The sequence below is a fragment of the Streptomyces sp. NBC_01439 genome, from assembly GCF_036227605.1.
GTDB lineage: Bacteria > Actinomycetota > Actinomycetes > Streptomycetales > Streptomycetaceae > Streptomyces.
On record NZ_CP109487.1, the window covers coordinates 7138747 to 7156175 of the forward strand.

19 protein-coding genes are annotated in these 17429 nt (G+C 70.7%); 11 read left to right on the forward strand and 8 right to left on the reverse strand.

Going from position 1 to position 17429, the window contains the following annotated elements; all coding sequences use genetic code 11:
* Positions 1–45 precede the first annotated feature (45 nt).
* Complete coding sequence (locus OG207_RS32485) at positions 46–1602, reverse strand: S8 family serine peptidase (RefSeq protein WP_329103428.1); 1557 nt, start codon at positions 1600–1602, stop codon at positions 46–48.
* Positions 1603–1859: 257 nt separating this feature from the next.
* Here OG207_RS32485 and OG207_RS32490 point away from each other — a divergent pair, with 257 nt between their 5' ends.
* The 3 genes from OG207_RS32490 to moaA all read left to right on the forward strand — a co-directional run bounded on the left by OG207_RS32490 (position 1860) and on the right by moaA (position 5018).
* Complete coding sequence (locus tag OG207_RS32490) at positions 1860–2225, forward strand: DUF485 domain-containing protein (RefSeq protein ID WP_329103430.1); 366 nt, start codon at positions 1860–1862, stop codon at positions 2223–2225.
* A complete protein-coding gene (locus OG207_RS32495) occupies positions 2222–3850 on the forward strand; it encodes a solute symporter family protein (protein WP_329103432.1) in 1629 nt (542 codons plus the stop codon). The genes OG207_RS32490 and OG207_RS32495 overlap by 4 nt, the downstream gene beginning before the upstream one ends.
* 178 nt (positions 3851–4028) lie before the next feature.
* Positions 4029–5018 (forward strand): GTP 3',8-cyclase MoaA, encoded by a 990-nt coding sequence (gene moaA, locus OG207_RS32500; protein WP_329103434.1) that lies wholly within the window; start codon positions 4029–4031, stop codon positions 5016–5018.
* A 67-nt stretch (positions 5019–5085) separates the two neighbouring features.
* On the opposite strand, the gene OG207_RS32505 is transcribed toward moaA, so the two are convergent.
* Together OG207_RS32505 and OG207_RS32510 are read right to left on the reverse strand one after the other, a co-directional pair.
* Complete coding sequence (locus tag OG207_RS32505; RefSeq protein ID WP_329103436.1) at positions 5086–5337, reverse strand: hypothetical protein; 252 nt, start codon at positions 5335–5337, stop codon at positions 5086–5088.
* Positions 5338–5473: 136 nt separating this feature from the next.
* A complete protein-coding gene (locus OG207_RS32510) occupies positions 5474–5815 on the reverse strand; it encodes a DUF3099 domain-containing protein (protein WP_329103437.1) in 342 nt (113 codons plus the stop codon).
* A gap of 176 nt (positions 5816–5991) precedes the next feature.
* Here OG207_RS32510 and OG207_RS32515 point away from each other — a divergent pair, with 176 nt between their 5' ends.
* A complete protein-coding gene (locus OG207_RS32515; RefSeq protein ID WP_329103439.1) occupies positions 5992–6267 on the forward strand; it encodes a GlsB/YeaQ/YmgE family stress response membrane protein in 276 nt (91 codons plus the stop codon).
* A 123-nt stretch (positions 6268–6390) separates the two neighbouring features.
* On the opposite strand, the gene tyrS is transcribed toward OG207_RS32515, so the two are convergent.
* The 3 genes from tyrS to OG207_RS32530 form a co-directional block, all read right to left on the reverse strand.
* The gene (gene tyrS / locus OG207_RS32520) at positions 6391–7659 is read right to left on the reverse strand and encodes a tyrosine--tRNA ligase (RefSeq protein WP_329103441.1); all 1269 of its coding nucleotides are present in this window, start codon (positions 7657–7659) and stop codon (positions 6391–6393) included.
* Between the two features lie 72 nt (positions 7660–7731).
* Entirely contained in the window at positions 7732–9132 is a 1401-nt protein-coding gene (locus tag OG207_RS32525; RefSeq protein ID WP_329103443.1) for a metallopeptidase TldD-related protein, read from the reverse strand.
* Positions 9129–10652: a TldD/PmbA family protein gene (locus OG207_RS32530; protein ID WP_329103446.1), complete on the reverse strand. Its 1524-nt coding sequence runs from the start codon at positions 10650–10652 to the stop codon at positions 9129–9131. The genes OG207_RS32525 and OG207_RS32530 overlap by 4 nt, the downstream gene beginning before the upstream one ends.
* Before the next feature lie 184 nt (positions 10653–10836).
* On the opposite strand from OG207_RS32530, the gene fabG reads away from it, so the two are divergent.
* The 3 genes from fabG (at position 10837) to OG207_RS32545 (ending at position 12972) form a co-directional block, all read left to right on the forward strand.
* Entirely contained in the window at positions 10837–11556 is a 720-nt protein-coding gene (gene fabG, locus OG207_RS32535) for a 3-oxoacyl-[acyl-carrier-protein] reductase (protein WP_329103448.1), read from the forward strand.
* 5 nt (positions 11557–11561) lie between these two features.
* Positions 11562–12332, forward strand: a complete 771-nt coding sequence (gene fabI / locus OG207_RS32540; RefSeq protein ID WP_329103450.1) for an enoyl-ACP reductase FabI — start codon at positions 11562–11564, stop codon at positions 12330–12332.
* Positions 12333–12540: 208 nt separating this feature from the next.
* Entirely contained in the window at positions 12541–12972 is a 432-nt protein-coding gene (locus tag OG207_RS32545; RefSeq protein WP_329103452.1) for a hypothetical protein, read from the forward strand.
* Here OG207_RS32545 and OG207_RS32550 read toward each other — a convergent pair.
* A complete protein-coding gene (locus OG207_RS32550) occupies positions 12953–13681 on the reverse strand; it encodes a FadR/GntR family transcriptional regulator (RefSeq protein ID WP_329103453.1) in 729 nt (242 codons plus the stop codon). The two genes, OG207_RS32545 and OG207_RS32550, sit on opposite strands and share 20 nt — an antisense overlap.
* A 69-nt stretch (positions 13682–13750) precedes the next feature.
* Here OG207_RS32550 and OG207_RS32555 point away from each other — a divergent pair, with 69 nt between their 5' ends.
* The 4 genes from OG207_RS32555 to OG207_RS32570 all read left to right on the forward strand — a co-directional run bounded on the left by OG207_RS32555 (position 13751) and on the right by OG207_RS32570 (position 16154).
* Positions 13751–15043: a CynX/NimT family MFS transporter gene (locus tag OG207_RS32555; protein WP_329103455.1), complete on the forward strand. Its 1293-nt coding sequence runs from the start codon at positions 13751–13753 to the stop codon at positions 15041–15043.
* Positions 15044–15048: 5 nt separating this feature from the next.
* Positions 15049–15168, forward strand: a complete 120-nt coding sequence (locus OG207_RS32560; RefSeq protein WP_266598082.1) for an SGM_5486 family transporter-associated protein — start codon at positions 15049–15051, stop codon at positions 15166–15168.
* A gap of 154 nt (positions 15169–15322) precedes the next feature.
* Entirely contained in the window at positions 15323–15550 is a 228-nt protein-coding gene (locus OG207_RS32565) for a hypothetical protein (RefSeq protein WP_329103457.1), read from the forward strand.
* An 82-nt stretch (positions 15551–15632) separates the two neighbouring features.
* Positions 15633–16154, forward strand: a complete 522-nt coding sequence (locus tag OG207_RS32570) for a SixA phosphatase family protein (RefSeq protein ID WP_329103459.1) — start codon at positions 15633–15635, stop codon at positions 16152–16154.
* Positions 16155–16225: 71 nt separating this feature from the next.
* Here OG207_RS32570 and serB read toward each other — a convergent pair whose 3' ends face one another.
* Positions 16226–17425 carry a phosphoserine phosphatase SerB gene (gene serB, locus OG207_RS32575; RefSeq protein WP_329103461.1) on the reverse strand — a complete coding sequence of 400 codons (1200 nt, stop codon included), beginning with the start codon at positions 17423–17425 and terminating at the stop codon, positions 16226–16228.
* Positions 17426–17429: the final 4 nt, after the last annotated feature.

A 17429-nucleotide genomic window follows, 5' to 3' on the forward strand; every position in this document is an offset into this window, starting at 1 on the left:
CGGGGTGATCCCCGCCCGGCCCGGCCGTTCGTCCGCCGGGTCGGACTACTTCACGGCCTTGAGCGCGTCGATCACGCCGTAGCCGTAGTAGCCGGTCTGGCCCCACTTGGCCCGGCAGGTGGTGGCGTCGATCAGGGTGCCCGTGGCGTCGTATATCTGCGTCGGGCAGGCAGCCTTGGTGGACTGGGCCTTCAGCATCGCCTGGAGCTGCGAGGGCGTGGCCGACGGGTGGGCGCTCTTGAGGAGCGCCGCGACGCCGGCGACGTGCGGGGCGGCCATCGAGGTGCCCTGCTTGTAGCCGTAGCCCCCGCCCGGGACGGTCGACAGCACGCGTCCGTTGGAGTCCGGGGTGTCCGGGACCTGCCACTTGTCACCACCGGGGGCGGCGACGTCCACGACCCCGAGGCCGTAGCTGGAGTAGTACGAGCGCAGGCCCTTGTCGCCGGTCGCGGAGACGGTGACCACGCCCGGCAGCTGCGCGGGCAGGTCCAGGCAGACCTTCGGGTCGATGGTGCGGGTGACCGGGGTGGTGTCGTTCGGGCTGGTCGTGTCCTCCAGGGAGGCCGCGGCCAGGTCCTGGTTGGAGTTGCCGGCCGAGGCGATGTGCAGCGTGCCCTTGCGCTCGGCGTACTTGGTGGCCCGGCCGATGGCCTCCACCAGCGCCTTCTGGTCGTCGTCCGACTTGCAGTTGAAGAGCCAGGGGTCGACGTAGTAGCTGTTGTTGGTCACCTCGATCCCCGTCTCGGCGGCGAACATGAAGCCGCAGACGACCGCTTCGGTGTAGAAGAGGCTGGTCCCGGGCTCGCTCACCTTGATCGCGGCGATCTGCACGCCCGGCGCGACACCGCTGACGCCGATGCCGTTGCGCGCGGCCCCGATGGTGCCGGCCACGTGCGTGCCGTGGTCGCTGCCGTCGGGGTACGGGCGCCAGGCGCCCTCGGTGGTGTCGGCGACGCCGCCCACGCAGTTGGCCGACTGGCCCTTGGAGAAGTTCGGGGCGAGATCGGGGTGGGTGTCGTCGACCCCCGTGTCGATGATGCCCACGGTGACGTTCCGACTGCCATCGTTGATCTTGTGAGCCTTGTCGGCCTTGATCGTCCGCAGGTCCCACTGGTTGGGCTCCAGCGGCTCCTGACCCTCCTGGGCCGCTGCCGCAGCCTTGGCGGCGTCCGCCGCGCTCAGCTGCTGGGTCGCGCCCTCGTCGGTGGTCCGCGCCGCCGTCATCGGGGCCGTCCGGGTGGCGCCGACCGACACGAACAGGCCGCGCTGGGCGCGCAGCTGCTTGGCGAAGTCCGGGTCCTGGGAGTGTGCGACCACGACCCCGATCTGCTCGTAGGCCGTCACCACCGTGCCGCCGGCCCGCTCGATCGCCTTCTTCGCCGCCTTCACCGTGGCGTACGCGTTCAGGTTGGCCACGTACGACAACTTGGGGCTGGAGGCGTCGGCCTTCGCGGCCGTCGCCGTGTCGGCCGCAGCGGCCAGCGGGGCGGCCGAGGCCGAGATCGCGGGCAGGAAGGCGAGCGAGGCGGTGAGCGCCAGGCCGACGGGTACGGCGAGAGCACGGCTGCGCTTCTTGGGCGCACGCGACCCCAGCTGATCCATGGGTTCTCCAGGTCATCTTCGAAAAAGCCGCCCGGACGCGGTCACGTCGGGCGGGTTCATGACAAGTGAACCTAGCGTCGCCGTTCCCCTCTCCGCCATCAGTTCGAGAAATCAATTCCCCAAGAATCAATCGGTGTTGAACCGTCCCGACGCGCCGTCCGTGCCGTTGACAGGGGGGCTCGGCACCACCGTCCCCCCACACGGAGGTTGTTTTGTCCGTCGTCCCCACCGCACCCGCGTCACAAGGAGATCCCCCCGTGACCACCGAAGCAGCGCCGCCGCCCGGCAGCGCGGGAACGCCCACGGCGGTCCCTACGGCAGCTGACTACGCGAGCGTCCAGCAGAGCGCGGACTTCGCCGAACTGCGCAGCTCCTACCGCTCCTTCGCCTTCCCGCTCACCGTGGCCTTCATCGCCTGGTACCTGCTCTACGTCCTGCTGTCCAACTACGCGGGCGGCTTCATGGGGACCAAGCTCTTCGGCAACATCAACGTCGCCCTCGTGCTCGGCCTCGCCCAGTTCGCGACGACCTTCCTGATCGCCTGGCTCTACGCACGGCACGCCGCCGCGAAGCTCGACCCCAAGGCCGAGGCCATCAAGGCGCGGATGGAGGCCGCCGAATGAGCGGCGCGCACCACCTGACGACGCTCGCCGCGGGAGCCTCCGAGCACCGTCCGCTGATCATCACCTTGTTCGGACTGTTCGTCGTCGCCACCCTGATCATCACGGTCTGGGCCGGCCGCCAGACCCGGGGCGCCGCCGACTTCTACGCGGGCGGCCGCCAGTTCACCGGCTTCCAGAACGGCCTCGCCATCTCCGGCGACTACATGTCCGCCGCGTCCTTCCTCGGCATCGCCGGAGCCATCGCCCTCTTCGGCTACGACGGCTTCCTCTACTCGATCGGCTTCCTCGTCGCCTGGCTGGTCGCCCTGCTGCTCGTCGCCGAGCCGCTGCGCAACTCCGGCCGCTACACGATGGGCGACGTCCTCGCGTACCGGATGCGCCAGCGGCCCGTCCGCACCGCCGCCGGCACCTCCACCATCGTGGTCTCGATCTTCTACCTGCTCGCCCAGATGGCCGGCGCCGGCGTGCTCGTCTCCCTGCTCCTGGGCATCACCAGCGACGGCGGCAAGGTGGCCGTCGTCGCGCTGGTCGGCGTACTGATGATCGTCTACGTGACCATCGGCGGGATGAAGGGCACCACCTGGGTCCAGATGATCAAGGCGGTGCTGCTGATCGCGGGGGCCCTGCTGATCACCTTCCTGGTGCTGCTGAAGTTCCACTTCAACATCTCCGACCTGCTGGGCAAGGCCGCCGAGAACAGCGGACAGGGGGTGAAGTTCCTCGAACCCGGTCTCAAGTACGGCAAGGACTCGACCTCGAAGCTGGACTTCCTCTCGCTCGGCCTCGCCCTCGTCCTCGGCACCGCGGGGCTTCCGCACATCCTGATCCGCTTCTACACCGTGCCCACGGCCAAGGCCGCCCGCAAGTCCGTGAACTGGGCCATCGGCATCATCGGCGCGTTCTACCTGATGACCATCGCCCTCGGCTTCGGTGCCGCGGCCCTGCTGAAGAGGGCCGACATCCTGGCCTCGAACAAGGCCGGCAACACCGCCGCACCCCTGCTGGCCCAGGCCGTCGGCGGCGGCCCCGACTCCACCGGCGGCGCCATCCTGCTCGCCGTGATTTCCGCGGTCGCCTTCGCCACCATCCTGGCCGTCGTCGCGGGCCTCACCCTCGCCTCCTCCTCGTCCTTCGCGCACGACCTGTACGTCAACGTGATCCGCAAGGGCAAGGCCACCGAGAAGGAGGAGATGCGCGCGGCCCGCTGGTCCACCGTCGTCATCGGAGCGGTCGCCATCGGCCTCGGCGCGCTGGCCCGCGACCTGAACGTGGCCGGCCTGGTCGCGCTCGCCTTCGCGGTCGCCGCCTCCGCGAACCTGCCGACGATCCTCTACAGCCTCTTCTGGAAGCGCTTCACCACCCAGGGCGCGCTCTGGTCCATCTACGGCGGACTGGTTTCGGCGGTTGGCCTGGTGCTGTTCTCCCCGGTGGTGTCCGGAAAGCCCACCTCCATGTTCAAGGAAGCGGACTTCTTCTGGTTCCCGCTGGAGAACCCGGGGATCATCTCGATCCCCCTCGGCTTCCTGCTGGGCTGGCTGGGAACCGTCCTCTCCAAAGAGAAGGCCGACCCCCAGAAGTTCGCCGAGCTGGAGGTGCGTTCCCTCACCGGAACCGGGGCGCACTGACATCGTCCGAACACCCAGCGTGGCCGCGTCGTAGATCCCTACGACGCGGCCACGTCACGTCTCGTTCATTCGGGCACCTCTGGATGACACAGGCGTCACGTAGTCTCGAAATAGAACGCGTGAAGTAGATCCGATGTCCGCGCGTACCTCTACTTCCGGACAGGGGAGGGGGCCCACAGTGCTTCTCGATACCTACGGCCGCGTGGCCACTGACCTGCGCGTCTCACTGACGGACCGGTGCAATCTGCGGTGCACCTACTGCATGCCCGAAGAGGGGCTGCAGTGGCTCGGCAAGTCGGACCTGCTCAGTGATGACGAGATCGTCCGGTTGATCCGCATCGCGGTCACGCAGCTGGGGATCACCGAGGTCCGGTTCACCGGCGGCGAGCCGCTGCTGCGACCCGGCCTGGTCGGCATCGTCGAGCGGTGCGCCGCCCTGGAGCCCCGCCCCAAGATGTCCCTGACCACCAACGGTATCGGCCTGAAGCGCACCGCGCAGGCCCTGAAGTCCGCCGGCCTGGACCGGGTGAACGTCTCGCTGGACACCCTGCGCCCCGACGTCTTCAAGACCCTCACCCGCCGCGACCGGCACAAGGACGTCATCGACGGCATGGCCGCGGCGCGCGAGGCCGGCCTCACCCCCGTCAAGGTCAATGCCGTGCTCATGCCCGGCCTCAACGACGACGAGGCCCCCGACCTGCTGGCCTGGGCCGTGGAGAACGAGTACGAGCTCCGCTTCATCGAGCAGATGCCGCTCGACGCCCAGCACGGCTGGAAGCGCGACGGCATGATCACCGCCGGGGACATCCTGGAGTCCCTGCGCACCCGCTTCACGCTCACCGAGGAAGGCGCCGCCGAGCGCGGCTCCGCCCCGGCCGAGCGCTGGGTGGTCGACGGGGGCCCGGCCACCGTCGGTGTCATCGCCTCGGTCACCCGCCCGTTCTGCAGCGCCTGCGACCGTACGCGGCTTACGGCCGACGGCCAGGTGCGCACGTGCCTGTTCGCGACCGAGGAGTCGGACCTGCGCGCGGCCCTGCGCTCGGGCGCCCCGGACGAGGAGATCGCCCGGCTGTGGAAGGTCGCCATGTGGGGCAAGAAGGCGGGGTCCGGCCTCGACGACCCGTCCTTCCTGCAGCCCGACCGCCCGATGTCCGCGATCGGCGGCTGACCCGGGTCCCGGGACCGCAGTCCCGGACCAGGTCAGGGCGGGTCAGGTGAGGTCACGTCAGGGCGGTTCAGCGCTGGCGTTCCGAGCCCTCCGGCTGTACCCACTCGTCCAGTTTCACGACGTCCTTGAGGAAACCGCGGACCCCCAGGAACTGGGAGAGGTGTTCGCGGTGCTCCTCGCACGCCAGCCAGGTCTTGCGCCGCTCCGGCGCGTGCAGCGTCGGATTGTTCCACGCCAGGACCCATGCGGCCGCGTCGCGACAGCCCTTGGCGGAGCAGATGGGGTTCTCGTCGGGGCCGGAGGCGTTGGAGGAAGTCACAGGCCCACATTAGAACGGAATGGCGACGCCGAGCAGCCACGGGGGGAGCTGCCCGGCGTCGGTCCGTCGCTCCGACGGGGGATGCGGAGCGCGTGAGCAGTATGTCACGCAGGACCCGCTGGAGTGCACAGGAACTTCACGATTGATCTGAGCTTTTCCTGAGGTTTCCAGGGTCGAGCGCCGGCCGCACGGGGGCCGGGACGAAGTGCGAGGGCAGCGAGGGCGTCGACTCCCGTCCGGCATTGGCAATGACCACGGCCACGTAGGGGAGCAGGGCTCCCGCCACGAGCGTCACGATGGCCACCGGGCGCTGTACGTTCCACAACAGTACGGTCGCGATGACCGACAGGGTCCTGATCCCCATCGAGATCACGTATCGCCGCTGGCGGCCCCGCACGTCCTCGGCGAGACCCATCCGTGCGCCGGTGATCCGGAAGACCTCGGCCCCGTTCCGCTTCTGCCGCTTCGTCCGCTCCACGCTCCACCACCCGATCGCCCTCCGGGCGCTCTCGACCCGGTCCCTTCCACGGTACGCCCGTCCCCGGGCCGGGAGGCGAGGGGGGACCCCCGTACGACGCCGTCCGAAATGCGCCGTACGCCGGATGGGTCGACACTGGGCGCACGTGCGCACAACGCGCCGGGAGGAGGCTCGACATGGGTTGGTTGTGGGCGATCATCGTCGGTTTCGTGCTGGGGCTGATAGCCAAGGCCATCCTGCCGGGCAAGCAGCACCAGCCCCTGTGGCTGACCACCCTGTTCGGCATCGTCGGTGCCGTCATCGGCAATGCGGTGGCCACGTGGATCGGTGTGGGTGAGACCGCGGGCATCGACTGGACCAGGCACCTGCTGCAGATCGCGGGAGCGGTCCTCGTGGTCGCGCTCGGCGAGATGGCGTACGGAGCGATCAAGGGCAAGCGGCAGACGACGTGACCCACCGCGGGTCATGACGGAGGGGCCGGCCGGACCACATGGTCCGAACCGGCCCCTCCGCCGTGGTCCGCCGCGCTCCGCAGTGCTCGCCGCTCGGTCGTGCCCTGCGGCGCGCCGGTCGGGTCAGGCGCCGGTGACCTCCACCGCGGCCAGGTTCTTCTTGCCGCGGCGCAGCACCAGCCAGCGCCCGTGGAGCAGGTCCTCCTTGGCGGGGACCGCGTCCTCGGCGGTGACCTTCGCGTTGTTCACGTAGGCACCGCCCTCCTTCACGGTCCGGCGGCCGGCCGACTTGCTCGCGACCAGGCCGGTCTCCGCGAGCAGGTCCACCACGAGGCCGGGTTCCGGCACCTGGACGTGCGGCAGCTCGGACAGGGCCGCGGCCAGCGTGGCCTCGTCCAGCTCCGCCAGGTCGCCCTGACCGAACAGTGCCTTCGACGCGGCGATCACGGCGGCGCACTGGTCGGCGCCGTGCACGAGCGTGGTCAGCTCCTCGGCCAGCGCCCGCTGGGCGGCGCGCGCCTGCGGCCGCTCGGCGGTCTGTGCCTCCAGCTCCTCCAGCTCCTCGCGGGACTTGAAGGACAGGATCCGCATGTAGGTGGAGATGTCCCGGTCGTCCACGTTCAGCCAGAACTGGTAGAACGCGTACGGCGTGGTCATCTCCGGGTCGAGCCACACGGCGCCGCTCTCGGACTTGCCGAACTTGGTGCCGTCCGCCTTGACCATCAGCGGAGTCGCCAGCGCGTGCACGACCGCGCCCGGCTCGACCCGGTGGATCAGGTCGAGCCCGGCCGTCAGGTTGCCCCACTGGTCGGAGCCGCCCTGCTGGAGCACGCAGCCGTAGCGCCGGTACAGCTCCAGGAAGTCCATGCCCTGGAGCAGCTGGTAGCTGAACTCGGTGTAGCTGATGCCCTGGTCGGAGTCGAGCCGCTTGGCGACCGAGTCCTTCGTCAGCATCTTGTTGACGCGGAAGTGCTTGCCGATGTCCCGCAGGAACTCGATGGCGGACATGCCCGCCGTCCAGTCCAGGTTGTTCACCATGAGCGCCGCGTTCTCGCCCTCGAAGGACAGGAACGGTTCGATCTGGGTGCGCAGCCGGGTCACCCAGTTCGCGACGGTCTCCGGGTCGTTCAGGGTCCGCTCGGCCGTCGGTCGCGGGTCGCCGATCTGCCCCGTGGCCCCGCCGACCAGCGCCAGCGGCCGGTTGCCGGCCTGCTGGAGCCGGCGCACGGTGAGCACCTGGACCAGGTGCCCCACGTGCAGCGAGGCCGCGGTCGGGTCGAAACCGCAATAGAAGGTGACCGGACCGTCCGCGAAGGCCTTGCGCAGCGCTTCTTCGTCGGTGGACTGGGCGAAGAGCCCGCGCCACTTCAGTTCGTCGACGATGTCAGTCACGGTCGTGACTCTCCTTGAGAGATGGAGTGAGTAGGGATGAGGATGAGGGGTCTACCCGCACATTCTAGGTGGTCAGACGCCCTTGCTCACCGAGCTCATGTTGAAGTCCGGGATGCGCAGGGCCGGCATCGCGGCACGGGTGAACCAGTCGCTCCACTCGCGCGGCAGGGTCTTCTCGGTCCGGCCGGCCTCCGAGGCCCGCGACAGCAGGTCCACGGGGGACTCGTTGAACCGGAAGTTGTTGACCTCGCCGACCACCTGCCCGTTCTCCACCAGGTAGACGCCGTCCCGGGTCAGGCCGGTGAGCAGCAACGTCGCCGGGTCCACCTCGCGGATGTACCAGAGGCAGGTCAGCAGCAGGCCCCGCTCGGTGGCCGCGACCATCTCGTCGAGGGACTTCTCGCCGCCCGCGTCCAGGATCAGGTTCCCGAAGCCGGGGGAGAGCTGCATTCCGGTCAGGCCCGCCGTGTGCCGGGTCGTGCTCAGCCGGTTCAGGTGACCGTCCGCGATCCACTCGGTCGCCGGGACCGGCAGGCCGTTGTCGAACACCGAGGCGTCGTCGCCGGAGCTGTGCGCGATCACGAACGGCGCGGACTCCAGGCCCGGCGCGTTCGGGTCGCTGCGCAGGGTGAGCGGCAGCCCGGACAGCTTCTCGCCGAGCCGCGTGCCGCCGCCGGGCTTGGAGAAGACCGTACGGCCCTCCACCGCGTCCCGGGCCGCCGCCGACCACATCTGGTAGATCAGCAGGTCGGCCACGGCGGTCGGCGGCAGCAGGGTCTCGTACCGGCCCGCGGGCAGGTCGATCTTCCGCTCCGCCCAGCCGAGGCGCACGGCGAGCTCCGCGTCCAGCGCGGTCGGGTCCACGTCCTTGAAGTCCCGGGTGGAGCGGCCCGCCCAGGCGGAGCGCTGCCGGTCCGGGGACTTCGCGTTCAGCTCCAGGGTGCCGTTCGGCTGGTCGTGGCGCAGCCGCAGGCCCGTCGAGGTGCCCACGTACGTGGAGACCAGCTCGTGGTGGGCGAAGCCGTACAGCTCCCGGCCGCCCTCACGGGCCCGGGCGAAGGCCTCGCCGAGGGCCGGGGCGAAGTCCGCGAAGACCGCCGAACTCGTCTCGGCCGGGGCGTCGGTGAAGTCCGGCGAGGCCGGGATCCCGGCGACCAGCTGCTGGGCGTCCTCGGCCGGGCCCGCCCCGCGGGCGGCCGCCTCGGCGGCCCGGACCAGCGGCTCCAGGTCGTCCGCGGTCACGGCGGAGCGCGAGACGACCCCCGAGGCCGTGCCCTCCTTCCCGTCGACCGTGGCGATGATCGTCAGGGTCCGGCCGCGGGTCACGCCGTTCGTCGTCAGGGCGTTGCCCGCCCAGCGGAGATTGGCGCTCGACCCCTCGTCCGCGATGACGACGCAACCGTCGGCCGTGGACAGCTCCAGGGCCCGCTCGACGACCTCGTGGGGCTTGGTGATGCGAATCGACGAGCTCATCGCCCGGCCTCCTGCGTGGTGTTCAGGATGTTCACGTCGCGGAACAGCGCGGACGGGCAGCCGTGCGAGACCGCCGCCACCTGGCCCGGCTGGGCCTTGCCGCAGTTGAAGGCGCCGCCCAGGACGTAGGTCTGCGGGCCGCCGACCTTCTCCATCGAGCCCCAGAAATCGGTGGTGGTGGCCTGGTAGGCGACGTCGCGCAGCTGCCCCGCCAGCTTGCCGTTCTCGATCCGGAAGAACCGCTGCCCGGTGAACTGGAAGTTGTAGCGCTGCATGTCGATCGACCACGAGCGGTCGCCGACCACGTAGATCCCGCGCTCCACCCCGCCGATCAGGTCCTCGGTCGAGAGCCCGCCCGGATCCGGCTGGAGGGAGACGTTCGCCATCCGCTGGACCGGCACGTGCCCGGGGGAATCGGCGAAGGCGCAGCCGTTGGAGCGCCCGAGGCCGGTCAGCTTCGCGATCCGCCGGTCCAGCTGGTAGCCGACCAGGGTGCCGTCCTTGACCAGGTCCCAGCTCTGCGCCTGGACGCCCTCGTCGTCGAAGCCGACGGTGGCCAGACCGTGCTCGGCGGTGCGGTCGCCCGTCACGTTCATGATCGGGGAGCCGTACTTGAGCTTGCCCAGCTGGTCGAAGGTGGCGAAGGAGGTCCCCGCGTACGCCGCCTCGTAGCCCAGCGCCCGGTCCAGCTCGGTAGCGTGGCCGATGGACTCGTGGATGGTGAGCCACAGGTTGGACGGGTCCACCACCAGGTCGTAGCGGCCGGCCTCGACGCTCGGCGCCCGCATCTTCTCGGCGAGCAGGCCGGGGATCTGCTCCAGCTCGGAGTTCCAGTCCCAGCCGGTGCCGGTCAGGTACTCCCAGCCGCGCCCCGCCGGCGGGGCGATGGTGCGCATCGAGTCGAACTCGCCGGTTCCGCCGTTCACGGCGACCGCGGTGAGCTGCGGGTGGATCCGGACCCGCTGCTGCGTGGTCGAGGTGCCCGCGGTGTCGGCGTAGAACTTGTTCTCGTGGACGGCGAGCAGCGAGGCGTCCACGTGGGCCACCCCGTCGGCCGCCAGCAGGCGCGAGCTCCAGTCGGCGAGCAGCGCGGCCTTCTCGGCGTCCGGCACGTCGAAGGGGTTCACGTCGTAGGCGGAGATCCACGTCCGGTCGGCGTGCACCGGCTCGTCGGCGAGCTCCACGCGCTCGTCCGACCCCGCGGCCTTGATCACCTGGGCGGACAGCTTCGCCATGGCCACGGCCTGCGAGGCCACCTTGGCGGCGGCGTCCATGGTCAGGTCCACACCGGAGGCGAATCCCCAGCTGCCCCCGTGCACGACCCGGACCGCGTACCCGAGATCGGTGGTGTCGGAGCCACCGGACGGCTTGGCGTCCCGCAGGCGCCAGGAGGCGCTGCGGATCCGTTCCAGCCGGAAGTCGGCATGCTCGGCGCCCAGCGCGCGGGCCCGGGCGAGCGCCGCATCGGCGAGCGCCCGCAGGGGCAGCGCGGTGAAGACCGCGTCGATGGAATGGGGCACGGAAGTCCTCCCGTGGTCGGGGCCGGTCGCCCCGATCATGTCGCGATCGGGGGCTTCGTGCCTACATCTTTCTGTAGGGATTCGACAGAGCCGGTCGCAAGGCCCTGTCGGGGGTCGATTCCCCGTACGGGCGGTGCGACCTATAGGTTTTTGGTATTCAGACCGCTAGCGAAAGGGTGATCCGTTGAGCCGCTCGGTTCTCGTCACCGGAGGAAACCGGGGCATCGGCCTCGCCATCGCCCAAGCCTTCGCGGAGGCCGGCGACAAGGTCGCGATCACGTACCGGTCGGGTGAGCCGCCGGAGGCGCTCACCTCCCTCGGTGTCCTAGCGGTGCGCTGCGACATCACCGTCTCCGAGCAGGTGGAGCAGGCCTACAAGGAGATCGAGGACGCGCACGGCGCGGTCGAGGTCCTCGTGGCCAATGCCGGCATCACCAAGGACACGCTGCTGATGCGCATGTCCGAAGAGGACTTCACCTCCGTCCTCGACACCAACCTCACCGGCACGTTCCGGGTGGTCAAGCGCGCGAACCGGGGCATGCTCCGGGCCAAGAAGGGCCGCGTCGTCCTGATCTCCTCGGTCGTCGGCCTCCTGGGCTCGGCCGGCCAGGCCAACTACGCCGCCTCCAAGGCCGCGCTGGTGGGCTTCGCCCGCTCCCTCGCCCGCGAGCTGGGTTCCCGCAACATCACCTTCAACGTCGTCGCCCCCGGTTTCGTGGACACCGACATGACGAAGGTGCTCACCGACGAGCAGCGCGCGGGCATCGTGGGCCAGGTGCCGCTCGGCCGTTACGCGCAGCCCGAGGAGATCGCGGCAGCCGTTCGCTTCCTGGCGTCCGACGACGCCGCGTACATCACCGGAGCCGTCATTCCCGTTGACGGCGGATTGGGCATGGGTCACTGATCACCATGAGCGGAATTCTCGAGGGCAAGCGCATCCTCATCACGGGTGTGCTGATGGAGTCGTCCATCGCCTTCCACACGGCCCGGCTGGCTCAGGAGCAGGGCGCAGAGGTCATCCTCACCGCGTGGCCGCGTCCGTCGCTGACCGAGCGCATCGCGAAGAAGCTGCCGAAGCCGGTCAAGGTGATCGAGCTCGACGTCACCAACGACGAGCACCTGGCCCGCCTGGAGGGCCTCGTCCGCGACGAGCTCGGCGGCCTCGACGGCGTCGTCCACTCCATCGGCTTCGCGCCGCAGGACGCCCTCGGCGGCAACTTCCTGAACACCCCGTTCGAGTCGGTGGCCACCGCCATGCACGTCTCGGCGTTCTCGCTGAAGTCGCTGGCCATGGCCTGCAAGCCGCTGTTCCCGGCGGAGGGCGCGGCCATCGTCGGCCTCACCTTCGACGCGCAGTTCGCCTGGCCGCAGTACGACTGGATGGGCCCGGCCAAGGCCGCCCTGGAGGCCACCAGCCGTTACCTCGCCCGCGACCTGGGCAAGGAGAACATCCGCTGCAACCTGGTCTCGGCCGGTCCGATCGGCTCCATGGCCGCGAAGTCCATCCCGGGGTTCGGCGAGCTGGCCGAGGTCTGGAACACCCGCTCCATGCTGAACTGGGACATGAGCGACCCGGAGCCGGCCGGCAAGGGCGTCGTCGCCCTGCTCTCGGACTGGTTCCCGAAGACCACCGGCGAGATCGTCCACGTGGACGGCGGCCTGCACGCGATGGGCGCCTGATCCTCGATCGGCCCTCCCCGTCCGCACGGCGGCGGCCGCGCTTCCCTTCCGGGAGGCGCGGCCGCCGCCGTTTGCGCACTCCGCGGGGGGGTGCGTTCGACCGAATGTTCACCGGCCGACCGGATCTTCCCGAGTCGAAAACCGGGACGAATGCCTGCAAACTGACCAGGCCGGGATCTTCTCGGCTCCTGCGGGGAGGAGGACAGGAGTGCGCGCGAGACCGAGCCGAGCCGTAGCCGTGCTGGTCACGACCGTGATCCTGACCGGGCTCCTGGTCCCCGGAGCCGCCGCGCAGCCCGTGGGGGCGGAGCCCGTACCCGGCACCGACGCGGTGGCCCCTGCCGTCGTGGAGCTCGCCGACATCCCCGCCGAGCCCCCCGCGCAGCCCGTACGGCCCGCCGGGGGCGAGCTCTTCGGTGCCGACTGCGACACCGTGATCCAGGGCTCGCAGGTGTCGGCGTACTGCCACAACGCCTACCCGGAGACCGACCTCGTCCGGCTGCACGTCGAGTGCGACCGCTGGTGGGACGTGGACGGCGACGGCGTCGCCGTGGCCGTCGGCCCGGCCGGCCGGACCGAGCTCGTCGGCCGCTGCTGGAAAGAGGTCCGCTCGGCCTGGGTCAGCCACCGGCGCCCGTGAGCGGGGCGTCCTCCGCGCTGTTGACCGGCGTGTCAGCCGCCTTCTCGCCGAGGCAGGCGAAGGGGTAGCCCGCGGCCTCCGAGGCCGCCGCGTCCCCGTCGCCCCGCCGGATCGCCTCGATCAACCGGGCGTGGTCCAGGTGGGCGGAAGGGTGCAGTTCGGTCCCCACGTCCCCCCGCAGCCAGTCCGCCACCAGATCGCCGAGGTCCGCGTACAGCTCGATCAGCACCTCGTTGTGCGAGGCGGTCACCACCGCCATGTGCAGACTCACGTCCGCCGCCACGAAGACCTCCGCGTCGCCGCCCGTCCAGGCCTCCTCGCGGCGCGCCAGCAGGGCGTCCAGCTGTACGAGGTCCCGCTCGGTACGCCGCTCCGCCGCCAGTCGGGCCGCCGCGGACTCCAGCGTCGAACGCAGCTCGGCGATGTGCCGCGGGTCGGCCCCGGCGAAGCGGCGGTGCATCACGCCGGCCAGCTCGCTGGTGGCGATGACGTACGTCCCCGAACCCTGGCGGATGTCGAGGAGGCCGTTGTGCGCCAGCGCCCGCACGGCCTCGCGCACCGTGTTGCGGGCGACGCCCAGCAGCTCGACGAGCTTCGGCTCGGTCGGAATGCGGGCGCCGACCGGCCACTCGCCGGAGGTGATCTGGTTCCGCAGCTGGGCGATCACCTGATCGACGAGCGCGGAGCGCCGGGGCGAGGTCAGCGGCATGGGTTCCTCTCGGAGGCGACTTCACGAGCGACTGGACAACCAATCATCCCATGATTCTATGATGGTTGAATGCCCGACGAAGACATCCGGACCATGAACCGCCCGCCGGTCGTGCGCACCGCCCCCGACCAGTACCCTTCCACCCCCGCCCAGGCCGCCCCGACCTGGCTCGGCCCGGTGCTCATCGTCGGAATCGTGCTGGCCGCCCTCAACCTGCGGCCCGCCATCACCAGCCTCGGCGCCCTCTTCGAGGAGACCCGCACGGGCCTCGGCATGAGCGGCACCGTCGCCGGACTGATCACCTCCGTCCCCGCCCTCTGCTTCGCCGTCTTCGGCGTCACCGCACCCCGGCTCTCCCGCCGCTTCGGCCCGGCCGCCGTCGTCTGCGCCGGCATGGCCGCGGTCGCCACCGGCCTGCTGGTGCGCCCCTTCGCCACCGGCGCCGTCGGCTTCCTCGCCGCCAGCGCCCTGTCGCTGGCCGGCATAGCCCTCACCAACGTGCTGCTCCCGGTGATCGTCAAGCGCTACTTCCCCGACAGGGTCGGCACCATGATCGGCCTGTACTCCATGTGCCTGGCCGCCGGCACCTCGCTCGCCGCCGCCGCGACCGTCCCGCTGACCGACGCCCTCGGCGGCAGCTGGCGCACCGGCCTGCTGGTCTGGGCCGTGCTCGCCCTGTTCGCCGTACTGCCCTGGCTGCTCGTCGCCCGCGCCTCCCGGCGCGCCGACCGGGCCGGGTCCACCGCCGGGCCGGTGGGTTCCGGAGCCGGCCCCCGGGTCGTCCGCAGCCGCACCGCCTGGGCCCTGGCCTGCTACTTCGGCCTCCAAGCCACCGGTGCGTACATCACCATGGGCTGGCTCCCGCAGATCTTCCGCGACGCCGGGGTCTCCGCCTCCACGGCCGGAGTGCTCCTCGCCGTCACCATGGTCATGGGCGTCCCGCTCGCCTTCGTCATCCCCGGCCTCGCCGCCCGGATGAAGAACCAGGGCGCCATCGCGGTCACCCTCGGCGCCTTCGGCCTCACCGGCTACCTCGGCCTCTACTTCGCCCCCGCCGCAGGAGCCTGGGCCTGGGCGCTCCTGCTCGGCATCTCCAACTGCGCCTTCCCCCTCGTCATCACCCTCATCGGGCTGCGCGCCAAGTCCCCGGCCGGCGTGGTCAAGCTTTCCGCCTTCGCCCAGAGCACCGGCTACCTCATCTCCATCCCCGGCCCCCTCCTCATCGGCACCCTCTACCAGCACAGCGGAGGCTGGGACCTGCCGCTCGCCCTGATGGCCGGACTGCTCGTACCGCAGGTCGTGCTGGGCGTCCTCGCCGGACGGGACCGCACGATCGAGGACGAATGCGGCATGGGAGACTGACCGGCATGACGCCCGTACTTGAACCGAACCCGCAGAACGGCCGCAAGAAGCTCGGCCTCGTGCTCGGCGCGTTCCTCGCCGTCACCGTGATCATCTCGGTCATCGCCACGATCGCCTCCCCGTGAGCCCCTGCTCCGGGGAGGGGGTGGGGTTAACCCCACTACCCCTAGGGGGTCAGGCTCAGGGTGAAGTGGGGTGTGCCCCGGATGGGAACCACCGCCCCGGATCCATAGATTCGTAGGCAGTGAGTCAGTCCGGTCCCCACCCACGGAGGCGGCCATGTCGGCCCCCACGCACATCAGCCCCCTCCCGCCGGGCCCCACCCGCCCCCGGGCCCGCGCCACTGCCGCGAGCACCCGGTTGCACTGGTGGGCACTGGCCCTGCCCGCCCTCGCCTTCGGGCTCCTGCTGCTGCTCCTCGCCGGATCGGGCGAGGCCCAAGCGGCCACCGGCGAGGTCTCGGGCCTCGTCCAGATCGCCGAGCAGCTGCTGCGCGCCGCCGGCTGACCTCCTGCGCGCCCCTCACCCGGGCGTGAGCCCCCCCCAACGCCCTGCGCCCTGCGCCTCGTTTCATGCGAAGCTGGGAGTCATGAGCGCCGACACACCCCGCAGGATCGCCCTCCTCCGGCACGCCAAGGCCGACTGGCCCGATGTGTCCGACCACGATCGCCCCCTCGCGGAACGAGGCCGCAAGGACGCGCCGGCCGTCGGTCTGAAGCTGGCCGAAACCGGCATCGTCTTCGACCTGGCCCTGTGCTCCACCGCCGCCCGCACCCGCGAGACCTGGAAGCTGGCCGTCCAGGAGATGCCGCACCGGCCGAAGACCCACTACGAGGAGCGGCTCTACGACGCCTCGCTGGGTGAGCTCATCGCCCTGCTCAACGAGACCTCCGACGAGGTCTCCGACCTCCTCGTCATCGGGCACAACCCCGGAATGCACGCCCTCGCCGACGCCCTCTCGGGGCGCGCGGAGGGCGAGACCCTGGCGCGCATGACCCGTACGGGCTTCCCGACCGCGGCCCTCGCCGTGGTCTCCTTCACCGGATCGTGGAAGTCCGTGGAACACGGCGTGGGCACACTGCTCGACTACTGGACCCCCAAGGGCCTCTGACCGGCGGACCCAGGACACCGAAGGGCCCCGGCAACCGCACCGGCTGCCGGGGCCCTTCGCGTGCGTCGGGGTCAGGCCAGGTCGGCGGCCTCGATCTCCTCACGGGTGATCCCGAGCAGGTACAGCACCGCGTCGAGGAAGGGCACGTTCACCGCGGTGTGCGCGGCCTCGCGGACGACCGGCTTGGCGTTGAAGGCCACGCCCAGCCCGGCCGCGTTCAGCATGTCCAGGTCGTTGGCGCCGTCGCCGATGGCCACCGTCTGGGACAGCGGTACGTCGGCCTCCGCGGCGAAGCGGCGCAGCAGCCGGGCCTTGCCCGCCCGGTCCACGATCTCGCCGGTGACCTTGCCCGTCAGCTTCCCGTCGACGATCTCCAGGGTGTTGGCGGAGGCGAAGTCCAGCCCCAGTCGCTCCCGCAGATCGTCCGTCACCTGGGTGAACCCGCCGGAGACCACACCCACCTGGTAGCCGAGCCGCTTGAGCGTGCGGATCAGGGTCCGCGCGCCCGGGGTCAGCTGCACCTCGGCGCGGACCTTGTCCACGACGGACGCGTCCAGCCCCGCGAGCAGCGCCACCCGGGCGTGCAGCGACTGCTCGAAGTCCAGCTCACCGCGCATGGCCCGCTCGGTGACCTCGGCGACCTCGGCCTCGCACCCGGCGTGCGCCGCGAACAGCTCGATGACCTCGTCCTGGATGAGGGTCGAGTCCACGTCCATGACGACCAGGCGCTGGGCCCGGCGGTGCAATCCGGCCGAGACCACGGCCACGTCCACGCCGATGTGCGCGGAGGCGGTGGCCAGCGCGGTGCGCAGCGGCTCCGTCTCGACACCGGAGACGGCGAATTCCACCGCCGTCACCGGGTACTTGGCGAGCCGGAAGATCCGGTCGATGTTTCCGCCGGTCTCGGTGATCCGGGCGGCGATCGCGGCCGTGGACTCGGCGGTGAGCGGGTGCCCGAGCACGGTGACGTGGGAGCGGCCGCTGCCGCGCGGCCGGTTGTCACCGGTACCGGAGAGGATCTCGGCCTGCATCTTGAGGGATTCGGCCCAGCTGTGGACGGTCGCCCGCAAGTCGCCCTCGGCTCCGCCGTCGGGCTTGGTGACGAGGGCGCACAGGACGATGCGGCCACGGGTGACGACCTGCTCGATGTCGACGACGTCGACGGAGTAGGCGGCGAGGGTGTCGAACAGCCCGGCGGTGATCCCGGGACGGTCCTTGCCGAAGATCTTGACGAGGAGGGTGGGGACGTCGGAGGTCTGCGATGCGCTCATGGTG